14 protein-coding genes and 2 rRNA genes (1 of these 16 running past the window's edge) are annotated in these 17,894 nt (G+C 38.3%); 12 read left to right on the forward strand and 4 right to left on the reverse strand.

The window, feature by feature from the left end; all coding sequences use genetic code 11:
- Together ACSSV9_RS06870 and rrf are read left to right on the forward strand one after the other, a co-directional pair.
- Positions 1-1,177, forward strand: a 23S ribosomal RNA gene (locus ACSSV9_RS06870); it begins 1,840 nt to the left of the window's first position.
- Between the two features lie 68 nt (positions 1,178-1,245).
- Positions 1,246-1,362: ribosomal RNA gene (gene rrf, locus ACSSV9_RS06875) — 5S ribosomal RNA — on the forward strand.
- A gap of 884 nt (positions 1,363-2,246) precedes the next feature.
- Here rrf and dnaX read toward each other — a convergent pair.
- The 3 genes from dnaX to lon are packed head-to-tail and all read right to left on the reverse strand — an operon-like array spanning position 2,247 to position 6,770.
- Positions 2,247-3,830 carry a DNA polymerase III subunit gamma/tau gene (gene dnaX, locus ACSSV9_RS06880; RefSeq protein ID WP_437346507.1) on the reverse strand — a complete coding sequence of 528 codons (1,584 nt, stop codon included), beginning with the start codon at positions 3,828-3,830 and terminating at the stop codon, positions 2,247-2,249.
- A 4-nt stretch (positions 3,831-3,834) separates the two neighbouring features.
- Positions 3,835-4,350 (reverse strand): free L-methionine (R)-S-oxide reductase MsrC, encoded by a 516-nt coding sequence (gene msrC, locus ACSSV9_RS06885; RefSeq protein ID WP_437346508.1) that lies wholly within the window; start codon positions 4,348-4,350, stop codon positions 3,835-3,837.
- Complete coding sequence (gene lon / locus ACSSV9_RS06890; protein ID WP_437346509.1) at positions 4,350-6,770, reverse strand: endopeptidase La; 2,421 nt, start codon at positions 6,768-6,770, stop codon at positions 4,350-4,352. The genes msrC and lon overlap by 1 nt, the downstream gene beginning before the upstream one ends.
- A gap of 152 nt (positions 6,771-6,922) precedes the next feature.
- Between lon and ACSSV9_RS06895 the strand changes: the two genes are divergently transcribed.
- From ACSSV9_RS06895 to ACSSV9_RS06940, 10 genes are all read left to right on the forward strand, one after another.
- The gene (locus ACSSV9_RS06895) at positions 6,923-7,690 is read left to right on the forward strand and encodes an inositol monophosphatase family protein (RefSeq protein WP_437346510.1); all 768 of its coding nucleotides are present in this window, start codon (positions 6,923-6,925) and stop codon (positions 7,688-7,690) included.
- 209 nt (positions 7,691-7,899) lie between these two features.
- On the forward strand, positions 7,900-8,688 hold the full coding sequence (gene panB, locus ACSSV9_RS06900) for a 3-methyl-2-oxobutanoate hydroxymethyltransferase (protein WP_437346511.1): 789 nt from the start codon (positions 7,900-7,902) through the stop codon (positions 8,686-8,688).
- Positions 8,688-9,446: a pantoate--beta-alanine ligase gene (gene panC / locus ACSSV9_RS06905; protein WP_437346512.1), complete on the forward strand. Its 759-nt coding sequence runs from the start codon at positions 8,688-8,690 to the stop codon at positions 9,444-9,446. Before panB ends, panC begins: the two co-directional genes overlap by 1 nt.
- Complete coding sequence (gene coaBC, locus ACSSV9_RS06910; RefSeq protein WP_437346513.1) at positions 9,433-10,692, forward strand: bifunctional phosphopantothenoylcysteine decarboxylase/phosphopantothenate--cysteine ligase CoaBC; 1,260 nt, start codon at positions 9,433-9,435, stop codon at positions 10,690-10,692. The genes panC and coaBC overlap by 14 nt, the downstream gene beginning before the upstream one ends.
- Complete coding sequence (locus tag ACSSV9_RS06915) at positions 10,676-11,458, forward strand: type III pantothenate kinase (RefSeq protein ID WP_437346514.1); 783 nt, start codon at positions 10,676-10,678, stop codon at positions 11,456-11,458. Before coaBC ends, ACSSV9_RS06915 begins: the two co-directional genes overlap by 17 nt.
- Positions 11,455-11,796, forward strand: a complete 342-nt coding sequence (panD, locus tag ACSSV9_RS06920; RefSeq protein WP_437346515.1) for an aspartate 1-decarboxylase — start codon at positions 11,455-11,457, stop codon at positions 11,794-11,796. Before ACSSV9_RS06915 ends, panD begins: the two co-directional genes overlap by 4 nt.
- A gap of 39 nt (positions 11,797-11,835) precedes the next feature.
- Positions 11,836-12,543: a (d)CMP kinase gene (cmk, locus tag ACSSV9_RS06925; protein WP_437346516.1), complete on the forward strand. Its 708-nt coding sequence runs from the start codon at positions 11,836-11,838 to the stop codon at positions 12,541-12,543.
- An 82-nt stretch (positions 12,544-12,625) separates the two neighbouring features.
- Positions 12,626-14,455, forward strand: a complete 1,830-nt coding sequence (rpsA, locus tag ACSSV9_RS06930) for a 30S ribosomal protein S1 (RefSeq protein WP_437346517.1) — start codon at positions 12,626-12,628, stop codon at positions 14,453-14,455.
- Between the two features lie 103 nt (positions 14,456-14,558).
- Positions 14,559-15,884, forward strand: a complete 1,326-nt coding sequence (mtaB, locus tag ACSSV9_RS06935; protein WP_437346671.1) for a tRNA (N(6)-L-threonylcarbamoyladenosine(37)-C(2))-methylthiotransferase MtaB — start codon at positions 14,559-14,561, stop codon at positions 15,882-15,884.
- Positions 15,885-15,886: 2 nt separating this feature from the next.
- Positions 15,887-16,615 (forward strand): hypothetical protein, encoded by a 729-nt coding sequence (locus tag ACSSV9_RS06940; protein ID WP_437346518.1) that lies wholly within the window; start codon positions 15,887-15,889, stop codon positions 16,613-16,615.
- 38 nt (positions 16,616-16,653) lie between these two features.
- Here the strand turns inward: ACSSV9_RS06940 and ACSSV9_RS06945 are convergent, their stop codons facing one another.
- On the reverse strand, positions 16,654-17,883 hold the full coding sequence (locus ACSSV9_RS06945) for a RagB/SusD family nutrient uptake outer membrane protein (RefSeq protein ID WP_437346519.1): 1,230 nt from the start codon (positions 17,881-17,883) through the stop codon (positions 16,654-16,656).
- Between the last annotated feature and the right edge of the window lie 11 nt (positions 17,884-17,894).

A 17,894-nucleotide genomic window follows, 5' to 3' on the forward strand; every position in this document is an offset into this window, starting at 1 on the left:
GAAAAAGGTCGCAGTGAAATGGCCCAAGCGACTGTTTAACAAAAACACATGTCTCTGCGAAGTCAATTAAGACGACGTATAGGGACTGACACCTGCCCGGTGCTGGAAGGTTAAGGGGAGGGGTTATGGCGTCTTTGACGTCAGAAGCTCTGAACCGAAGCCCCAGTAAACGGCGGCCGTAACTATAACGGTCCTAAGGTAGCGAAATTCCTTGTCGGGTAAGTTCCGACCTGCACGAATGGTGTAACGATTTGGGCACTGTCTCAACCACGGGCTCGGTGAAATTGTGGTACCGGTGAAGACGCCGGTTACCCGCATATGGACGGAAAGACCCCGTGCACCTTTACTGCACCCTAGCATTGGGTTCGAGTAAAGCATGTGTAGGATAGGTGGGAGACTGTGAAGCGGCACCGCTAGGTGTCGTGGAGTCGCCGGTGAAATACCACCCTTGCTTTATTTGGATTCTAACCTCGACTCTTTTATCAGGGTCAGGGACAGTGTTAGGCGGGTAGTTTGACTGGGGCGGTCGCCTCCCAAATTGTAACGGAGGCTCCCAAAGGTTCTCTCAGCATGGTTGGTAATCATGCGTTGAGTGCAAAGGCATAAGAGAGCTTAACTGCGAGACACACAGGTCGAGCAGATGCGAAAGCAGGGCTTAGTGATCCGGTGGTTCCGAGTGGAAGGGCCATCGCTCAAAGGATAAAAGGTACGCCGGGGATAACAGGCTGATCTTGCCCAAGAGTTCATATCGACGGCAAGGTTTGGCACCTCGATGTCGGTTCATCGCATCCTGGGGCTGAAGAAGGTCCCAAGGGTTTGGCTGTTCGCCAATTAAAGCGGTACGTGAACTGGGTTCAGAACGTCGTGAGACAGTTCGGTCCCTATCCTATGCGGGCGCAGGATACTTGAGAAGAGTCGCTTCTAGTACGAGAGGACCGAAGCGAACGTTCCTCTAGTGTACCAGTTGTCGCGCCAGCGGCAGCGCTGGGTAGCTATGAACGGATGTGATAAGCACTGAAAGCATCTAAGTGCGAAGCACACTTCAAGATGAGGTATCCCTTCCCAACGAAAGTTGGGTCTAAAGACTCCTCGGAGATTACGAGGTTGATAGGCTGCAGGTGTAAGCCCGGTAACGGGTTCAGCCAAGCAGTACTAATAGGTCGTGAGACTTAGCCATTAATTTTATTCCAAGATAGATGCATATGTTTTCGTTCTCTCCAATCTTTATTAAATTTTGAAGAATTTTCTGGTGGTTATAGCTACGGGGAAACACCTCTTCCCATTCCGAACAGAGAAGTTAAGCCCGTAAACGCCGATGGTACTGCACTGGCAACGGTGCGGGAGAGTAGGTAGCTGCCAGGATTAAAATTAAAGCCCGATTAAATGTCGGGCTTTTTTATTTTAAAATAAATGAAAAATTAATAAGGCAACGGTGCGAGAGTCCCGCCGTTGGCGGGATAAAATCCGGTAGCTGCCAGGATTAAAATTAAAGCCCGATTAAATGTCGGGCTTTTTTATTTTAAAATAAATGAAAAATTAATAAGGCAACGGTGCGAGAGTCCCGCCGTTGGCGGGATAAAATCCGGTAGCTGCCAGGATTAAAATTAAAGCCCGATTAAATGTCGGGCTTTTTTATTTTAAAATAAATGAAAAATTAATAAGGCAACGGTGCGAGAGTCCCGCCGTTGGCGGGATAAAATCCGGTAGCTGCCAGGATTAAAATTAAAGCCCGATTAAATGTCGGGCTTTTTTATTTTAAAATAAATGAAAAATTAATAAGGCAACGGTGCGAGAGTCCCGCCGTTGGCGGGATAAAATCCGGTAGCTGCCAGGATTAAAATTAAAGCCCGATTAAATGTCGGGCTTTTTTATTTTAAAATAAATGAAAAATTAATAAGGCAACGGTGCGAGAGTCCCGCCGTTGGCGGGATAAAATCCGGTAGCTGCCAGGATTAAAATTAAAGCCCGATTAAATGTCGGGCTTTTTTATTTTAAAATAAATGAAAAATTAATAAGGCAACGGTGCGAGAGTCCCGCCGTTGGCGGGATAAAATCCGGTAGCTGCCAGGATTAAAATTAAAGCCCGATTAAATGTCGGGCTTTTTTATTTTAAAATAAATGAAAAATTAATAAGGCAACGGTGCAAGAGTTCCGCCCTTGGCAAGATGTTTAATAGTAAAAATTATATTTATTTTAGGTGTAAAAGGTCTTCTATATTACGTGTCAAATCCTTGGCTATCTTAACATTAAATTTCCTTTCCGCCGAGCTTTTCTATAACAGCCCTGGTTAGAGGATCAACTTCTTCTAAATTGGAATGACTTTTTGCTTTTGATATGTTGAATTCAATCTTTTTACCAAAAACTTCTTTTGTCTTTTGTTCTAAATAATTTTTGTGGTCATTAATAATGTCAAAGTCATCGGGGTGCTCAACTTCCAGCACAATATGGTTGTCAATAAAATCGATAGGATTAGTTTTGGTTAAAAGCGATCCGAAAAAAAGTTTTTCAGATTTTACCTGTTCAACAAATTCGTTCCATCTAGAGATGATACTTTTTAATTCTTTTTCGTCCTTAGGTGAAGGCGAAATGAATTGCTTTACTTCAGGTACATTGACCTCTTCTTTAAAAGCTGGTCTTACATTCGATATTTTCTGTTTAACATTTTGTATGCCGGCAGATTCTATGTTTTTGCTAGCCGATGTTGAAGATATTTGTTTGATAATTTCGCTAATTGTTGCAGTTTTTTCCAAACCAATTAATTGACACAAAGCAATTTCGATTTTGAGTCTTTGATCGGTAGCAGATTTGATTTCATACTGAGTTTTATTTATAAATGTTAATATCCGCAGTAAGTCGCTTTCAGAAAAACTATCTTTATATTGCATATATTTTTGTTTATACAAATCTGCTGCTTCTACAAGATCAGTAGATTTTCTTAAAACCACAGTAAAAATATTTCTGAAATGTTCATTTAGCTCGTTCAAAAAATCGATAAAGTTCCAGCCATTATCATAGATTATGCGTGTAACTTCGAATGCTGTATTGAAATCTCTGGTAATTATTGCATCGGAAATCCGAAAATAAATATCCTGGTCGATTAAATTTAGCATTTGTGAAATTTCTTCTGAACTAACTTTTTTGCCACTGTATGAGACAATTTGGTCAAAAAGGCTTTCAGCGTCTCTCAGTGCTCCGTCGGCTTTCTTAGCTATTAACGAAAGAGCAGTGTCGTCAATATCGATATTCTCTGCTCTGGCTATCTTAGAGAGGAGATCCTTTATTGTATTTAATTCGATTCTTCTAAAGTCAAATCGCTGGCAGCGCGAAACGATTGTCAAGGGGACTTTATGAACATCGGTAGTGGCAAAGATGAAAAGAGTATGTTCAGGTGGCTCTTCCAGTGTTTTTAAAAGTGCATTAAAAGACTCGGGTGTTAGCATATGAACTTCGTCGATGATATAAACTTTGTAATTTCCTTTAGTAGGAGCATACTTTACAGATTCCCTCAAAGATCGGATCTCCTCAATTCTTCTATTAGAAGCACCGTCGATCTCTATCACATCGAGAGATTGAGAATTTAGAAAAGAGATACACATTTCGCATTCGTTACATGGTTCTCCATCGACTGGATTGAGACAATTGAGGGCCTTCGCTAATATACGTGCAGTAGTTGTTTTGCCTACTCCACGAGGACCAGCGAAAAGATAGGCATGAGCTATACGATTGTTCTTAATGGCATTTTTCAGTGTGGTGGTTATATGCTCCTGACCAACTACTTCCTCAAATTTTTGAGGCCGCCATTTACGCGCTGTTACTAAGAAATTACTCATAATGTTATATCGTTATCCGTTCTAATTTATCTAAATTTAATTTTTCAGACAAAATTTCCACGAGGCGTTCAAGGTAAATTTTATCCGTGTTGTTAAATGCCGAAGGAATATAACTGTCTAAATCCAGTACTCCATATTTAATCTTATCTTTGATAATAGGAACTACTATCTCTGATTTTGAATCGGCGTCACAATAGATATGACCAGGAAATTTTTCTACATCTTCAACTATAATGGTATGTCCGGCTTCAATTGACTTCCCGCAAACTCCTTTCCCAAAGTTGATTTTTGTACAGGCTGTTTTACCCTGGAAAGGACCGAGATAAAGAATTTCGTCTTTGCTAAAATAAAAACCAACCCAGCTAATCTTTTCAAAAGTCTCTTTCAAAAGTGCTGTAATATTCGATAAATTTGACAATAGAGGTACGCTCTCGTCAATTAAACTCAAAGCTTGTTTAATGACCAGTTTATATTTTTCTTCCTCTGGAAGAGTAGGATCTATCTGAAAGAAATATTCCATTATTTTCTACTTTTTTTAGTCGTTGTTTTCTTTTTCCTTGTTCTGGTTGTTTTCTCAAACACATATGGAATAGCATCTTTAATATTTTCGATCGGAATAATTTGAAGACCCTCTTTTACTTCGGGTTTGATCTCGCTTAAATCTTTTTCGTTATCTTTTGGAATAAGAACGATCGACATACCGTTTCTTTGTGCTGCAAGTAATTTTTCGTTCAAACCTCCAATCGGAATTACTTTACCTCGCAGTGTAATTTCACCGGTCATAGCAACGTCGTTGCGAGCCGGTTTACCGCTGAAGACTGAATAAAGTGCCATAGCCATTGTTATTCCTGCCGAAGGTCCATCTTTTGGAATAGCGCCTTCGGGTAGATGGATATGAATTTCTTTGCCTTTATTGAAATTTGACGGTAAACCCAATTCTTTAGCATTCGAACGGAGATAACTTAATGCAGCGAGTGCAGATTCTTTCATAACATTACCGATTTGTCCTGTAAGCGTAAGTTTTTCCTGACCTTCCATCACAGTGGCGTCGACCTGCAAGATTTCGCCTCCGACACTCGTCCATGCCAGACCAGTAACGCTTCCAACGCGCAATTCTTTGTCGGCTTTTTTAGGACGAAAACGGGGTACCCCGAGATATTTTTCAATTGTTTCCGGTGTTATTATAATCGTCGGTTTTGTTTTTTTTCTGCCGTTTGAAGAAATTATAATCTCATGGGCGGTTTTTCTAAAAACGGATGCTATTTCACGTTCAAGATTTCTTACCCCAGCTTCTCGAGTATATTCATTAATGATTTTTTTAATTGCTTCATCCTGAATTTCAATTTTAAATTTATCCAGTCCATGAGCTTTTAACTCTTTGGGAATGATATGTCTTTTGGCAATTTCAAGTTTCTCAAATTCAAGGTAGCCGGGCAATTCGATTATTTCCATTCTATCCTGAAGTGGAAGAGGAATGTTATATCTCACGTTGGCTGTGGTAATAAACATTACCTGCGATAGGTCATAATCGACATCTAAATAATGATCGTTAAAAGAATGATTTTGTTCTGGGTCCAGAACTTCGAGCATAGCCGAAGACGGATCTCCTCGAAAATCCATGCTCATCTTATCGATTTCGTCAAGAAGCATTACGGGATTGATGGTTTTAGCTTTTTTCATCGATTGAATAATTTTTCCCGGCATCGAACCGATATATGTTCTGCGGTGTCCTCTAATTTCAGCTTCATCACGTACACCGCCCAGTGAAATCCTTACAAAATTTCTCCCGAGCGCTCTTGCAATTGACTTTCCCAACGAAGTTTTTCCAACTCCGGGAGGTCCTACAAAACAAAGTATTTGTCCCCTCATACTTTTAACGAGATTAAGAACTGCAATATGTTCGACTATTCTTTCTTTCGGTTTTTCAAGTCCGTAATGGTCTTCGTCGAGAATTTTTCTAACATTTTTAACATCAAGATTGTCGCGTGTTTTCTTGTGCCATGGAACCGCAATTAACCAATCGAGATAGTTTCTTATTACTGTGGCTTCGGGAGAAGAAGGAGGGGTTTTCTTTAGTTTATTTAATTCGTCAATTGCTTTTTCATAGACTGGTTGCGGCATTTTCGCTTTTTCAATCTGTTCTTTCAATTTGACAAATTCAGGAGCAATTTCCTCTTCATCTCCCAGTTCTTCCTGTAATATTCTAATCTGTTCCTGTATAATAAATTTGCGTTGTGTCTTAGCAATATTTTCCTGGACTTTATTCTCGATCTCTTTTTCTATCTTGAGAATTTCTATTTCTGAAGTGAGTATTCTAATAACTTCGTAAAGTTGGTCTTTGAGCGAAAAGTTCTGCAATATCTTTTGCTTAACTTCGATAGATTGATTTATGTTAGCGGCAACATAAAATAGTTTTCTGTCAGGCTCGTCGATATTTTCGAATGCATTAATTGCTTCGGGCGGAATTGCTTTGTTGATCTTTACATACTCTTTGAAAAGGTTGGTCATTTGACGCAATAATGCATTAAGCTCGCGTGGATTTTCTTCCGTCGGCGTTATAACTTCCAACTCAGCTTCAAAAAATTCTTTTCTGTCCGTAAAGCGTACAATTCTACCCTGTATAACACCGTCGACCAAAATCTTAAGTAAACCGTTGGGGAGTTTAAGAATCTGGATAATCTTTGCTATTGTCCCTTCCGGATAAATATCCTCTGCAGTTGGCTCCTCGATCGATGCCTTCTTTTGTGCAGCAAGAAAAATATATTTGGAAGTTTCAAGTGCATAATTAGCAGCCCTTATCGATTGTTCTCTACCGACGAGTACGGGAAAAATCATGTATGGAAAAACAACCGTATCCCTCAATGGCAGCACAGGTAGTTTATTGGGGATATCCTCGATCATCGAATAATCAGTTTCGCTGGCTTTAATTTTATCTTCCATAAAAAACTTTGTTCCTCTGGATTATTTGAATTAAATATACATAATAATGAGTAAGCTATCAATTAATATAAACAGGTTGTAGAAGTTACAAATTTTATTCCCACAAAAATACTATTTTTGAGTGATATAATTTTTATTTATATGGAGTATAAATGCTTGACAAAGTAATAGAGGTTGCAAAAATAGCAGGCGAAATAATAAAAGAAGGCTACAGAAAGAATGTATCCGTTGAGTATAAAACCAATTTAGCAAATCTTGTTACAGAGGTAGACAAAAAATCCGAAAAAGCAATTATTGAATTCATTACATCAAATTTCCCCGGGCATTCGATACTGGCTGAAGAAAGTGGTGTTAAAGAAATGGATTCAGAATATAAATGGATTATCGATCCATTAGACGGGACGACGAATTTCGCGCACGGACTCCCTATTTTTTCGGTTTCGATTGGAGTGCAAAAAAACAACGAGATTATATGCGGTGTTGTGTTTGATATAATGAGAGATTCAATCTACAGTGCTGAAAAAGGAAGTGGAGCCTTTTGCAACAATCGAAAGCTAAAAGTAAGTTCGAATGACGATTTGAGAAAAAGTTTACTTGTAACGGGTTTTCCGTATAATATTGATGAAAATCCCGACCATGCAATTGAGCGTTTCGAGATATTTCTTAAGAATTCCAGAGCGGTCAGACGTCTCGGATCAGCGGCTATCGACTTATGTTATGTGGCCGAGGGTATTTTTGACGGCTTCTGGGAAGTCTACTTAAATCCGTGGGATATGGCTGCTGGTAAATTAATTATCGAAGAAGCAGGTGGTGTAGTGACCAATTTTAAAAATGAACCGTTAGATCTAAATGGTAAACAGATTCTTGCCACAAACGGTAAGATTCATAATAAAATGCTGAGTCTGCTCAACAGCTTCTGATGCTTGTTAAATTGAGGTTATTATTATAATTTTGTAGCCAATAATAGAACCGATTCGTAAGAACGGTTACTGTAATTAAATAACATTATTAAATAAGAAAGACAGGACTTGATCCTCGGGACAGGTACCATAAAGTAGGTCAAAGCTTCTTTTCAAATCGCTCGCTGCTCGATTGTACTCGCCCGGCATTAGTCCTGTAAATGAATTAGATGAAAACAGTATCTGAATTTAGAAAATCGAAATCGGAAAGAAAAATTTCGGTTGTAACCTGCTACGACTATTGGTCAGCAAGGATAATTGACGAATCGGGTATTGACGCGGTTCTGGTCGGCGATAGTCTTTCGATGGTAATTCACGGCTTTGAAACTACTGTAAACGCCGATATTGAATTAATGGTTCTACATACATCTGCAGTTAAACGAGGGGTCAAAAACAAACTAATAATAGCCGATCTGCCTTTTCTTGCGCATCGAATGGGTAGGGATAAGCTGATGGAAAATGCAGGGAAGTTAATAAAAGCTGGAGCACAAGCATTAAAAATTGAAGGAGGGGATGGTAACACAATCGATTCAATTGGATACCTGGTTGAATCCGGTATTCCTGTTATGGGACATCTTGGTTTGACACCGCAATCTGTCCATCAATTCGGCGGATTTAAATTGAGAGGAAAAGAAAAAAAAGATGCAGATTATATAATTGAAAGCGCAGTGAAACTCGAAGCTGCAGGATGTTTCGGAATTGTTCTCGAAATGATTCCTTCAGAGATTGCTAAAATAGTTACGGAAAAAATTTCGATTCCAACAATTGGTATTGGCGCGGGAATGTACACCGACGGGCAAGTGCTAGTTCTTCATGATATGTTAGGATTTAATAAAGATTTTAGTCCGAAATTCCTAAGAAAATATCAGGACGGTTATAGCCTGATTAAAGAAGCATTAAACAATTATTCGCGTGATGTCAAAAATGGAAATTTCCCGAATATAAATGAGAGCTACTGATGACACAAATAGTAAAAAAAATTTCCGAGTGGAAATCTATAAGAAATACCATCGTTAATAAAACAATTGGTTTCGTTCCAACAATGGGTGCTTTACATCGCGGCCACGAATCATTAATCGAAAGAAGTATAGATGATAATGACATTACAGTTGTAAGTATATTTGTCAATCCGACACAATTCAACGACCCGCAGGACCTGGAAAATTATCCCAGAACTTTTGAAGAAGATCTTCTGATATTGAATTCACATAATGTGGATTATCTATTTTATCCAGACTATGAAGAAATTTATAACGACAATTACAGGTATAAAATCAGCGAATCCGATTTGAGTAAAATTCTCTGCGGAAAATTCAGACCCGGTCATTTTGATGGAGTACTTACCGTGGTCATGAAACTTTTTAACATAATAAAACCGCATAAAGCTTATTTCGGCGAAAAAGATTATCAGCAGCTGAAATTAATTGAAGGGATGTGCAGGGCGTTTTTTATCGATACAGAAATTGTCCCTTGCCCTATCGTAAGGGATGAAGATGGACTTGCGCTGAGTTCGAGAAATAAATTACTTACTGAAGAAGAGCGAAAGTTTGCACTTAATTTCCCGCGCCTTTTGAAATCAAATAAATCGAAAGAGGACTTATTCAAAGAACTCGAAAATCTTGGTTTCAAAGTTGATTATATCGAAGAGCTGGACGGTAGAAGATTTGGTGCTGTACATGTAGGAAAAGTTAGGTTGATTGACAATGTTAAACTCTAAAAAAATACTAATCGGGATTACAGGTTCGATTGCAGCTTATAAGGCGCTTTATTTGATTTCACGATTGGTTCAGGAAGGCTGCGATGTTAAAGTAGTGACTACAAAGTCGGCACTGCAGTTTATAGGGAAAGCTTCGATCGAAGGGCTTACAGGAAATCCAGTTTATAACGATTTATTCGAAACTGGCGCTGTAATGAGTCACATTAATTTGATCAAGTGGTGCGATATTTTTGTGATTGTGCCCGCTACGGCCAATATTATAAATAAAATTGCTGGTGGCATCGCCGATGATTTGCTGACTTCGCTTGCTCTGGCAAGAGATAAAAACACGCCTTTTCTTTTGGCTCCGGCAATGAACACTAATATGTATTTTAATCCTGCTACACAGTCGTCTATCAAAAAGTTAATGGAATTCGGTATCGATGTTTTACCAACGGCAGAAGGTTATCTTGCTTGTGGAGATGAGGGCGCTGGTAAGCTTTTAGAGCCCGATATTATTTTTAATTTTATTAGAGCGTATTTGCTTAAAAAAGAGAGAAGCCGTAAAAAATTAAAAATTTTGATTACTGCAGGCGCTACGAAAGAAAATATCGACGGGGTTCGATTCCTTACCAATTTGAGTACAGGCAGGACGGCGGCTGTAATGGCCAATTATTTTAATTCACGAGGACACATTGTCGACTATCTTTCGTCGAAAGATGCAGCTAAACCGGCTCTCATAAATAATATACATTACTTCACCGACTTTGTAAGTCTGGATAATCAATTGAAATTGTTGCTTGGGAAAAATGATTATGACCTTGTCATTCATAATGCTGCAGTGAGTGATTATTCTCCAGTTTCAATAGAAACAACAAATAAGAAAATTGAGTTACCGGCGTTGACTAAGCTATCGTCGGATTTCGACAGTATTAGAATTAATTTTAAGAGGAACCATAAAATTCTTACAAATCTAAGAGAATATAGTCGGGAAAAAAGTATTTTCATCGTTGGATTTAAATTTACAAATACACTGAATGAGGACCAAAGAAGAGATGCGGTAAATAAACTTTTTATGGAAAGTAATTGCGATCTGGTAGTGCAGAATGATTTGAACGATCGTACAAATGACGGTGTACAACAAAATTTTAATCTTTATGACAAAGACGGAAAAATAGTTTCGTCTATCGATCCTTTTACTCTTGCTATGCATCTGGAAAATTATATTGAAAAAATAAACGGAATAGAAAATGATTATATGTCTTGATGTTGGGAATTCTCACATTTACGGAGGATTGTACCGTAATTCCGAATTGGTATTACAATTCAGGAAGACATCACGCGAACGCTTCACGTCAGATGAATTCGGAGTTTTTTTAAGGAGCGTACTGAAAGAAAATAATTTTACGCCTGAGGAAGTTAGCGACATATCCATTTGCAGTGTTGTGCCCGATCTCAATCATTCAATTCGTTCTGCGGCATTAAAATATTTCGGTATCGAGCCGTTTTTTTTGAAAGCGGGTGTGAAGACGGGGCTAAAAATAAAATACAGGAATCCGCTTGAAGTAGGTGCTGATAGAATTGCAAATGCAATTGCGGCGGTCGACAAATTCCCCGGAAAAAATCTGATTGTTGTCGATTTTGGTACTGCCACTACTTTCTGTGTAATCAGCAAACAAAAAGAATATTTAGGAGGAGTTATTATTCCAGGTGTGAAAATATCGATGGAAGTTCTGGAAAGTTCAACTGCTCAATTACCTGCTGTGGAAATAATCGAAGCTAAGGAAGTTGTAGGTCGCTCGACAGTCGAAAGTATTCAATCAGGACTGTATTTCGGGCAAATTGGTATGGTTAATGGAATCAAAAAAAGAATTATCGAAGAAGCTTTCGGAGATGATAAACCAGTGGTAATTGGTACGGGAGGATTTTCGCGGCTATTTGAATCAGCAGGCTTGTTCGATATTATTATTCCTACATTGGTACTTGATGGTTTATACAAAGCAATATTAATTAACAGAGAAACAGAAAAATGAAAAGAACATTACTAAAATCAAAACTGCACAGGGCAATTGTTACATCAGCCGACTTGAATTACGAAGGCTCAATTTCAATTGATAGAGAATTATGTGAACTGGCAGACATTAAAGAATTTGAAAAAGTTGATATTTATAATATCAATAATGGAGAACGTTTTTCGACGTACGTTATTTATGGTGGTAAAGGGGAAATAGGGTTAAATGGAGCGGCAGCCAGATTAGTACACCCTGGCGATTTAATCATTATTGCCAGCTATGCCCTCTTCGACGAGACAGAGATTATAAATTTCAAACCTAAAATCCTGCTCCTCGACGACCAAAACCGTGTAAAATAATTTGCAGTAAGATTTCTCTTTTCATATTTTTGTAAGCCAATGTCGAAAAAAATTATTATAGCAATAGATGGTCCTGCTGGCTCGGGTAAATCGACAGCCGCAAAGAATTTAGCCCGTAAGCTTAATTTCACTTATCTTGATACCGGAGCGATGTATCGGGCAATTACATACTTTGCTTTAAAGAGCGGCATTGTCGACGATGCAGACGCTGTGGTAGAGATGACCAAAAATTTGGATTTAAAATTACGTTACGAAAACGGAATTACCCGTGTATTTGTTAACGGGGAAGAAATTACAGACAAAATCAGATCGGCTGAAGTTAATTCAAAAGTGAGCGAAATCAGTGCAATCCCGTGTGTGCGTAAGGAAATGGTTAAACTACAACGGTCAATCGGAAATGATTGCAATATAATAGCTGAAGGACGCGATATAGCAACTGTGGTTTTTCCCGATGCCGATGTGAAAATCTTTTTAACTGCTTCGCTCGACGAGAGAGCTAATAGAAGATTTAAAGAATATCAGGAAAATAATGTTAGTATTACTTTTGAAGAAGTAAAAAATAATCTTGCTAAACGAGATGCAATTGACAGTGGTCGGGACATTGCACCTCTTAAAAAAGCCGACGACGCTTTTGAAATTGACAATACTGGTTTAACTCCTGATGACGATCTGGAATTATTGGTCAAAAAAATTCAAGAAGCTCTGGAAAAAAAAGGAATTCAGTTGAAAAGTTTATTGCCATCGTAATTAACTCTATGTGTAACAAATTATTACTGCTTCGGCTTTTTTGATGGCAGAAAGACGTAAGCAGTTAACATTAGGAGGACTAATGTCCGATAAACAAGAAAATCTAAGAAATCAATCAGACATCGTCAAATTTATCAATCCGGAAGAATATTCAGAAGAAGAGCTTAAAGCGCTTACCAAGCTTTATTCTGAGTCTTTCAGAGATATTAAAGAAGACGAAATTATTCAGGGTACAATTGTCGGAATCCATGGGGATAACGTAGTTATCGATGTTGGCTATAAAACCGACGGTACCATTCCGAAATCGGAATTTTCAGCTACCGAAGAAATTAAGATTGGCAACAAAGTCGATATTGTTATCGAAAGCTTTGAAGACGAAGACGGTAATCTCGTATTGAGTAAGAAAAGAGCAGACTTCCTCAAAGTCTGGTCGCGTGTTCTTAAAGCTTACGAAAACGACGAAGTAATTCAGGGTAAAATACTCAAACGAATCAAAGGTGGTATGGTTGTCGATCTTATGGGTATAGAAGCCTTTTTGCCCGGTTCCCAGATCGATATAAGACCTGTTAGAGATTTTGATGCCTTCGTAGGTCAAACAATGGATTTTAAAATTGTCAAAGTAAATATTCCCACTGAAAATATCGTTGTTTCGCATAAAGTTCTTATCGAAGAGACAATTTCTGATCAGCGCAAAGAAATTCTTGACAAGCTCGAAAAGGGACAGATACTCGAAGGCATAGTAAAAGCCATTACCGATTTCGGTGTATTTGTAGACCTCGGCGGTGTAGATGGTCTTATTCACATTACCGATTTAAGCTGGGGCAGAATTAACCATCCGAGCGAAGTAGTTAAACTTGATGAAAAAATAAAGGTTGTCGTTACCGACTTCGACAAAGAAAAGAAGCGAATTTCGCTTAGCTTGAAACAACTCATGCCACATCCATGGGAAAATATCGACGCAAAATACAAAGTGGGCGATAAAGTTTCCGGCCGTGTTGTCTCGCTTACCGATTATGGTGCATTTATCGAAATCGAAAAAGGTATCGAAGGTTTAATCCATATTTCTGAAATGAGCTGGACTCAACATATTAGTCATCCATCGCAATTCGTATCGATGGGACAGATTGTGGAGGCAGTTATTTTGAGCCTCGATAAGGAAGAAAAGAAAATTTCTCTCGGTATGAAGCAATTGACGCCGGATCCATGGCAGGATATAGTTAAGAAATATCCCGTCGGTTCGCGCCATACAGGTATTGCCAGAAATCTTACTAATTTTGGCGTCTTTGTTGAACTCGAGCCTGGAGTTGACGGTCTTATTCATATTTCCGATTTGTCGTGGACAAAGAAAATTCGTCACCCCGGCGAAGTCGTTAAAAAAGGCGAAAGCATTGAAGTTGTTGTTCTGAGTGTCGATACCGAACAACGTAAAATATCACTTGGCCATAAACAAATTAATCCCAACCCATGGGACAACTTTGAATCAGTTTATGCAGCAGGCACAAAAACCGAAGGCAAAGTTGTACGTATAATCGAGAAAGGTCTGATAGCCGAATTGCCTCTGGGAGTAGACGGATTTATTCCGGCAACTCAATTGTCGCCATCGAAAATAAAAAATCTATCGTACTGTTTCCCGGTAGGAACGACACTCGAACTTAAAGTTGTCGAGTTCGATAAAGAGAACAAGAAAATAGTCTTGAGCGCTCTTGCAGTCTTGAAAGAGAAATCCGACGATGAAATAGCAGAATATATCACTACACATAAGCTGGATAAAGTATCTGTAGATGATATTAAACAGGCTGACGCAGGTAAATTTGATTCGTCAGATTTCAATTTATATGAAGACCGGATTCCGCCACAGATGCCTCAAGCGCCTCAACAGGAATCTAAAGAAGCTGAAGAAAAATCAGAATAAAAGCAATTGATAAATTGATTCAAGGCTGTGCTTATTGAATATAAGTACAGCCTTTTTTATAAATTGTACATAACAAGATTTCGAATAAATGAAAGACTTTGCCATGTCGAAAGTGGCTTTTTATACATTAGGATGTAAATTGAATTTCGCTGAAACTTCAACTATTGGAGATAAGTTTCTCGACCGTGGATATGAAGTAGTTGGCTTTAGCGATTTTGCAGACGTTTATGTAATAAACACCTGCTCGGTAACCGAAGGTGCCGAGAAGGAATGCAGACAAATCGTACGCCGAGCACTGAGAACCAATCCCGAAGCTTTTGTAATTGTTACGGGATGCTATGCTCAGTTACGACCCGAAGAAATTGCTCGAATTGATGGAGTAGGCGCTGTACTTGGCAGCAAGGAAAAATTTAATTTGTTCGATTATCTCAAGAATTTCAAAAAAGATATAAAACCGGAAATTTATGTTTCTCCCACAGAAGAACTCGATTCTTTTCATACTTCATATTCCACCGAAGCCGATTCAAGAACGAGAGCATTCTTTAAGATTCAGGATGGTTGCGATTACAAGTGTTCCTTTTGCACAATTCCATTGGCAAGAGGTGGGAGTCGCAGTGCAAGGCCTGACGAGGTAATTTCCGAATTCAAAAGTCTTCTCGAAAAAGGATATAAGGAAGTAATTCTGACCGGAGTTAATGTAGGTGATTACGGCAAAAAAATCGATTATAATCTTTACAAACTTCTTACCGATTTGTTAAAAATAGATGGTAATTATCGAATAAGAATTAGTTCCATCGAGCCGAATCTTTTAACAGACGAAATTATCGAGTTGGTTGCTAAAGACGAAAGACTTTGTAAACATTTTCACATTCCTCTGCAAAGCGGAAGCCCGAAGATTCTTAAATTGATGCAAAGAAGATATAAAGCAGAAGATTATTATAGATTGATACATAAAATAGTGAATCGCATTCCCGATGCAGGTATTGGTGTGGATGTAATTGTTGGCTTTCCGGGTGAAACAAACGATGATTTTTTAGAGACATATAATTTTTTAAAAGATTTGCCGATTTCATATCTTCATGTATTTACCTATTCGGAAAGACCAAACACCAAAGCCGAAAAAATGCCTGAGCACATTGCACCAGAGATCAGAAAAAAACGCAATAATATGCTCAGAATATTAAGTGATAAAAAAAGGAACGAATTCTACCGTAAAATGATAGGGAAAAGTCTAACAGTTCTGTTCGAAAGTGAAAATAATAATGGCTTTATTAAAGGATTTTCATCAAATTACGTACGTGTGAAAATTCCTTTTGACGAAAATTTAATTAATCAATTCGTCAAAGTAAAAATAAAGGAGATTGATGAGAACATTGCTACCGGTGAGTATTCTTTAATCACTAATTCTTTCAAAACAAAAGTAGGTTAAAAATGAAAAGAATATTTTTGTTGCTAATGTTCTCGTCAATAATTGCAGGGCAGCCCTCAGGAAGTCTTCTTGAAATTAAGTATTCCGAAAGTTATCAATCGATGGAAACAAAAAAATATAGTTTGGTTGCTGACGAAGTGTTTCAGTCTAAAAAGAGCGCTGGATTGGCAATTCTGTATTCGTTGATATTACCCGGAATGGGTGAACTCTACGCTGGGGATTACAGTAGTGGTATCTATTTTACAGCGGCAGATGCAGCTCTATGGATGGTTTATAGTGGATATAGTATTTACGGTAAATGGAAAGAAGACGATTACAAAGCTTTTGCCATTTCCAACGGAGGAATTTCAACAGAAGGAAAAGACGATACTTATTATGCTTCCATTGGTATCTATATGAATATTGATGATTATAACAGAATACAGGAATTAAATCGTAACTTTGCATATGCTTATAATATAGATACACATTACTGGAAATGGAACAATAACGAAGACAGACGTAAATATAGGGAATTATGGAAGTCGAGCGAGCAGGCATATAATAACCTGCGATTCGCTGTTGGAGCATTAATTTTGAATCGAATAATTAGCGCCATTAACGCTGTGCGGCTTGTTGCAATTCATAACAGGAATTTAAATAAATCATTAAGCTGGGATCTTTCTTTCGAAGTGGAAAACAACCCCGATATGCCTTCCGTCTTTAAATTAAACTTTGTAAAGAGTTTCTAAAAAAAGAGGCGGAATTAAATCCGCCTCCTTCTTAAAGATTATTGAAGATTGGGATTTCTCACTCTTTCGTTCTGTGTAATAGGCAGGTATTGCCATTTACCCGGCATATGGAAAATATTAAATCTTCTCTGGTCGGGGAGCCTCATTCCCTGGCAGAAAAGTTCTTTATCCCTTTCTTCTACTATTGATGGCGAAGTAGTGTCGAGACTGATTGTGCTAATAGTTGAAACTGAATGTGACTCCCTTACTTCGTTGACAAGAGCAACTGCATCGCCGGACATTGCGCCTCTCAATATTAATTCGGCTTTCATTAAATTATTTTCCTGCCATGTCATGATTGGGATGCTTGATACCAGACCGGTTGCATCCAATTTGTATTTGTATTGATAATAATAAATTACTCCATCACCACCTTTACGAGTCTTCAATTGGATACGACCTGCTTCTGTGGGATCCTGGTTTATATACTGATTGAAACGAAAATCTACTACAAACTGGGAGCGTAATTCACCAGCCTGTACTCTATAGTTATTGTCGCTAAGCGTGCTATATTTGGCTTCGAGTGGAGCATCTCCCTTTAATAGACCCTGTTGCGCATATGTTGCTGCATTGACGTAGTCGCCTTTGAAGAGATAGCAGCGAGCAATGAGAGAATTCACAAGGCGAGTTTCGTAATCTCCTGGTGCGTAAGTTAAGGCTGTCTTAAATCGTTCAATTGCCAGATCATACATCTGATTTGAAGGTATGAAAGGCCCAACATTGATTACTCCGCCTCCTTGTGTTTCTGTCAATCCGAAGTATGTAGCCAGATAATATCTTGCTATTGCACCGTACAAATAAGCATTAAAATATCCTTCTTTTTGTAAGTCGGTATCTTGGAATGTAATTTTATCCAGACGTGCAATCAAAGTATCGGCATATTTACGAAATCTTTGTAATGGATCAAATGCATTATCGATCGAATTGTTATCCAGCAGTATTTCTCCAATATCAATTTGTTCGTAAGTTGGGTAGGTTGCATTGGGAACGTTTCTTGTAAAGAAAAGCTGATCTGAAAGTCCATCAGCGGCTATGAATAAATCATCTGTAGCAAGAGCAAATTCATTTTGAATGCCAATAATAAGAAACTGGACTTCAGATTCATTAGTTAACACCTCGTCTTCAACCGCATCGACAAGGGGATCTACGTTCGATACATAATCTTCGCAAGATACAAATAGAGCTGTAAATACGAAGAGAAATAACAATGATATATATTTTCTTTTCATATTAAATTCTC

The organism is Melioribacter sulfuriphilus (assembly GCF_051488685.1).
Taxonomy (GTDB): domain Bacteria; phylum Bacteroidota; class Ignavibacteria; order Ignavibacteriales; family Melioribacteraceae; genus Melioribacter.

Bases quoted from the DNA above. Each gene is read 5' to 3' on its own strand.
- dnaX (WP_437346507.1), bottom strand. From the start codon at position 3,830: ATGAGTAATTTCTTAGTAACAGCGCGTAAATGGCGGCCTCAAAAATTT.
- msrC (WP_437346508.1), bottom strand. From the start codon at position 4,350: ATGGAATATTTCTTTCAGATAGATCCTACTCTTCCAGAGGAAGAAAAA.
- lon (WP_437346509.1), bottom strand. From the start codon at position 6,770: ATGGAAGATAAAATTAAAGCCAGCGAAACTGATTATTCGATGATCGAG.
- ACSSV9_RS06895 (WP_437346510.1), top strand. From the start codon at position 6,923: ATGCTTGACAAAGTAATAGAGGTTGCAAAAATAGCAGGCGAAATAATA.
- panB (WP_437346511.1), top strand. From the start codon at position 7,900: ATGAAAACAGTATCTGAATTTAGAAAATCGAAATCGGAAAGAAAAATT.
- panC (WP_437346512.1), top strand. From the start codon at position 8,688: ATGACACAAATAGTAAAAAAAATTTCCGAGTGGAAATCTATAAGAAAT.
- coaBC (WP_437346513.1), top strand. From the start codon at position 9,433: ATGTTAAACTCTAAAAAAATACTAATCGGGATTACAGGTTCGATTGCA.
- ACSSV9_RS06915 (WP_437346514.1), top strand. From the start codon at position 10,676: ATGATTATATGTCTTGATGTTGGGAATTCTCACATTTACGGAGGATTG.
- panD (WP_437346515.1), top strand. From the start codon at position 11,455: ATGAAAAGAACATTACTAAAATCAAAACTGCACAGGGCAATTGTTACA.
- cmk (WP_437346516.1), top strand. From the start codon at position 11,836: ATGTCGAAAAAAATTATTATAGCAATAGATGGTCCTGCTGGCTCGGGT.
- rpsA (WP_437346517.1), top strand. From the start codon at position 12,626: ATGTCCGATAAACAAGAAAATCTAAGAAATCAATCAGACATCGTCAAA.
- mtaB (WP_437346671.1), top strand. From the start codon at position 14,559: ATGTCGAAAGTGGCTTTTTATACATTAGGATGTAAATTGAATTTCGCT.
- ACSSV9_RS06940 (WP_437346518.1), top strand. From the start codon at position 15,887: ATGAAAAGAATATTTTTGTTGCTAATGTTCTCGTCAATAATTGCAGGG.
- ACSSV9_RS06945 (WP_437346519.1), bottom strand. From the start codon at position 17,883: ATGAAAAGAAAATATATATCATTGTTATTTCTCTTCGTATTTACAGCT.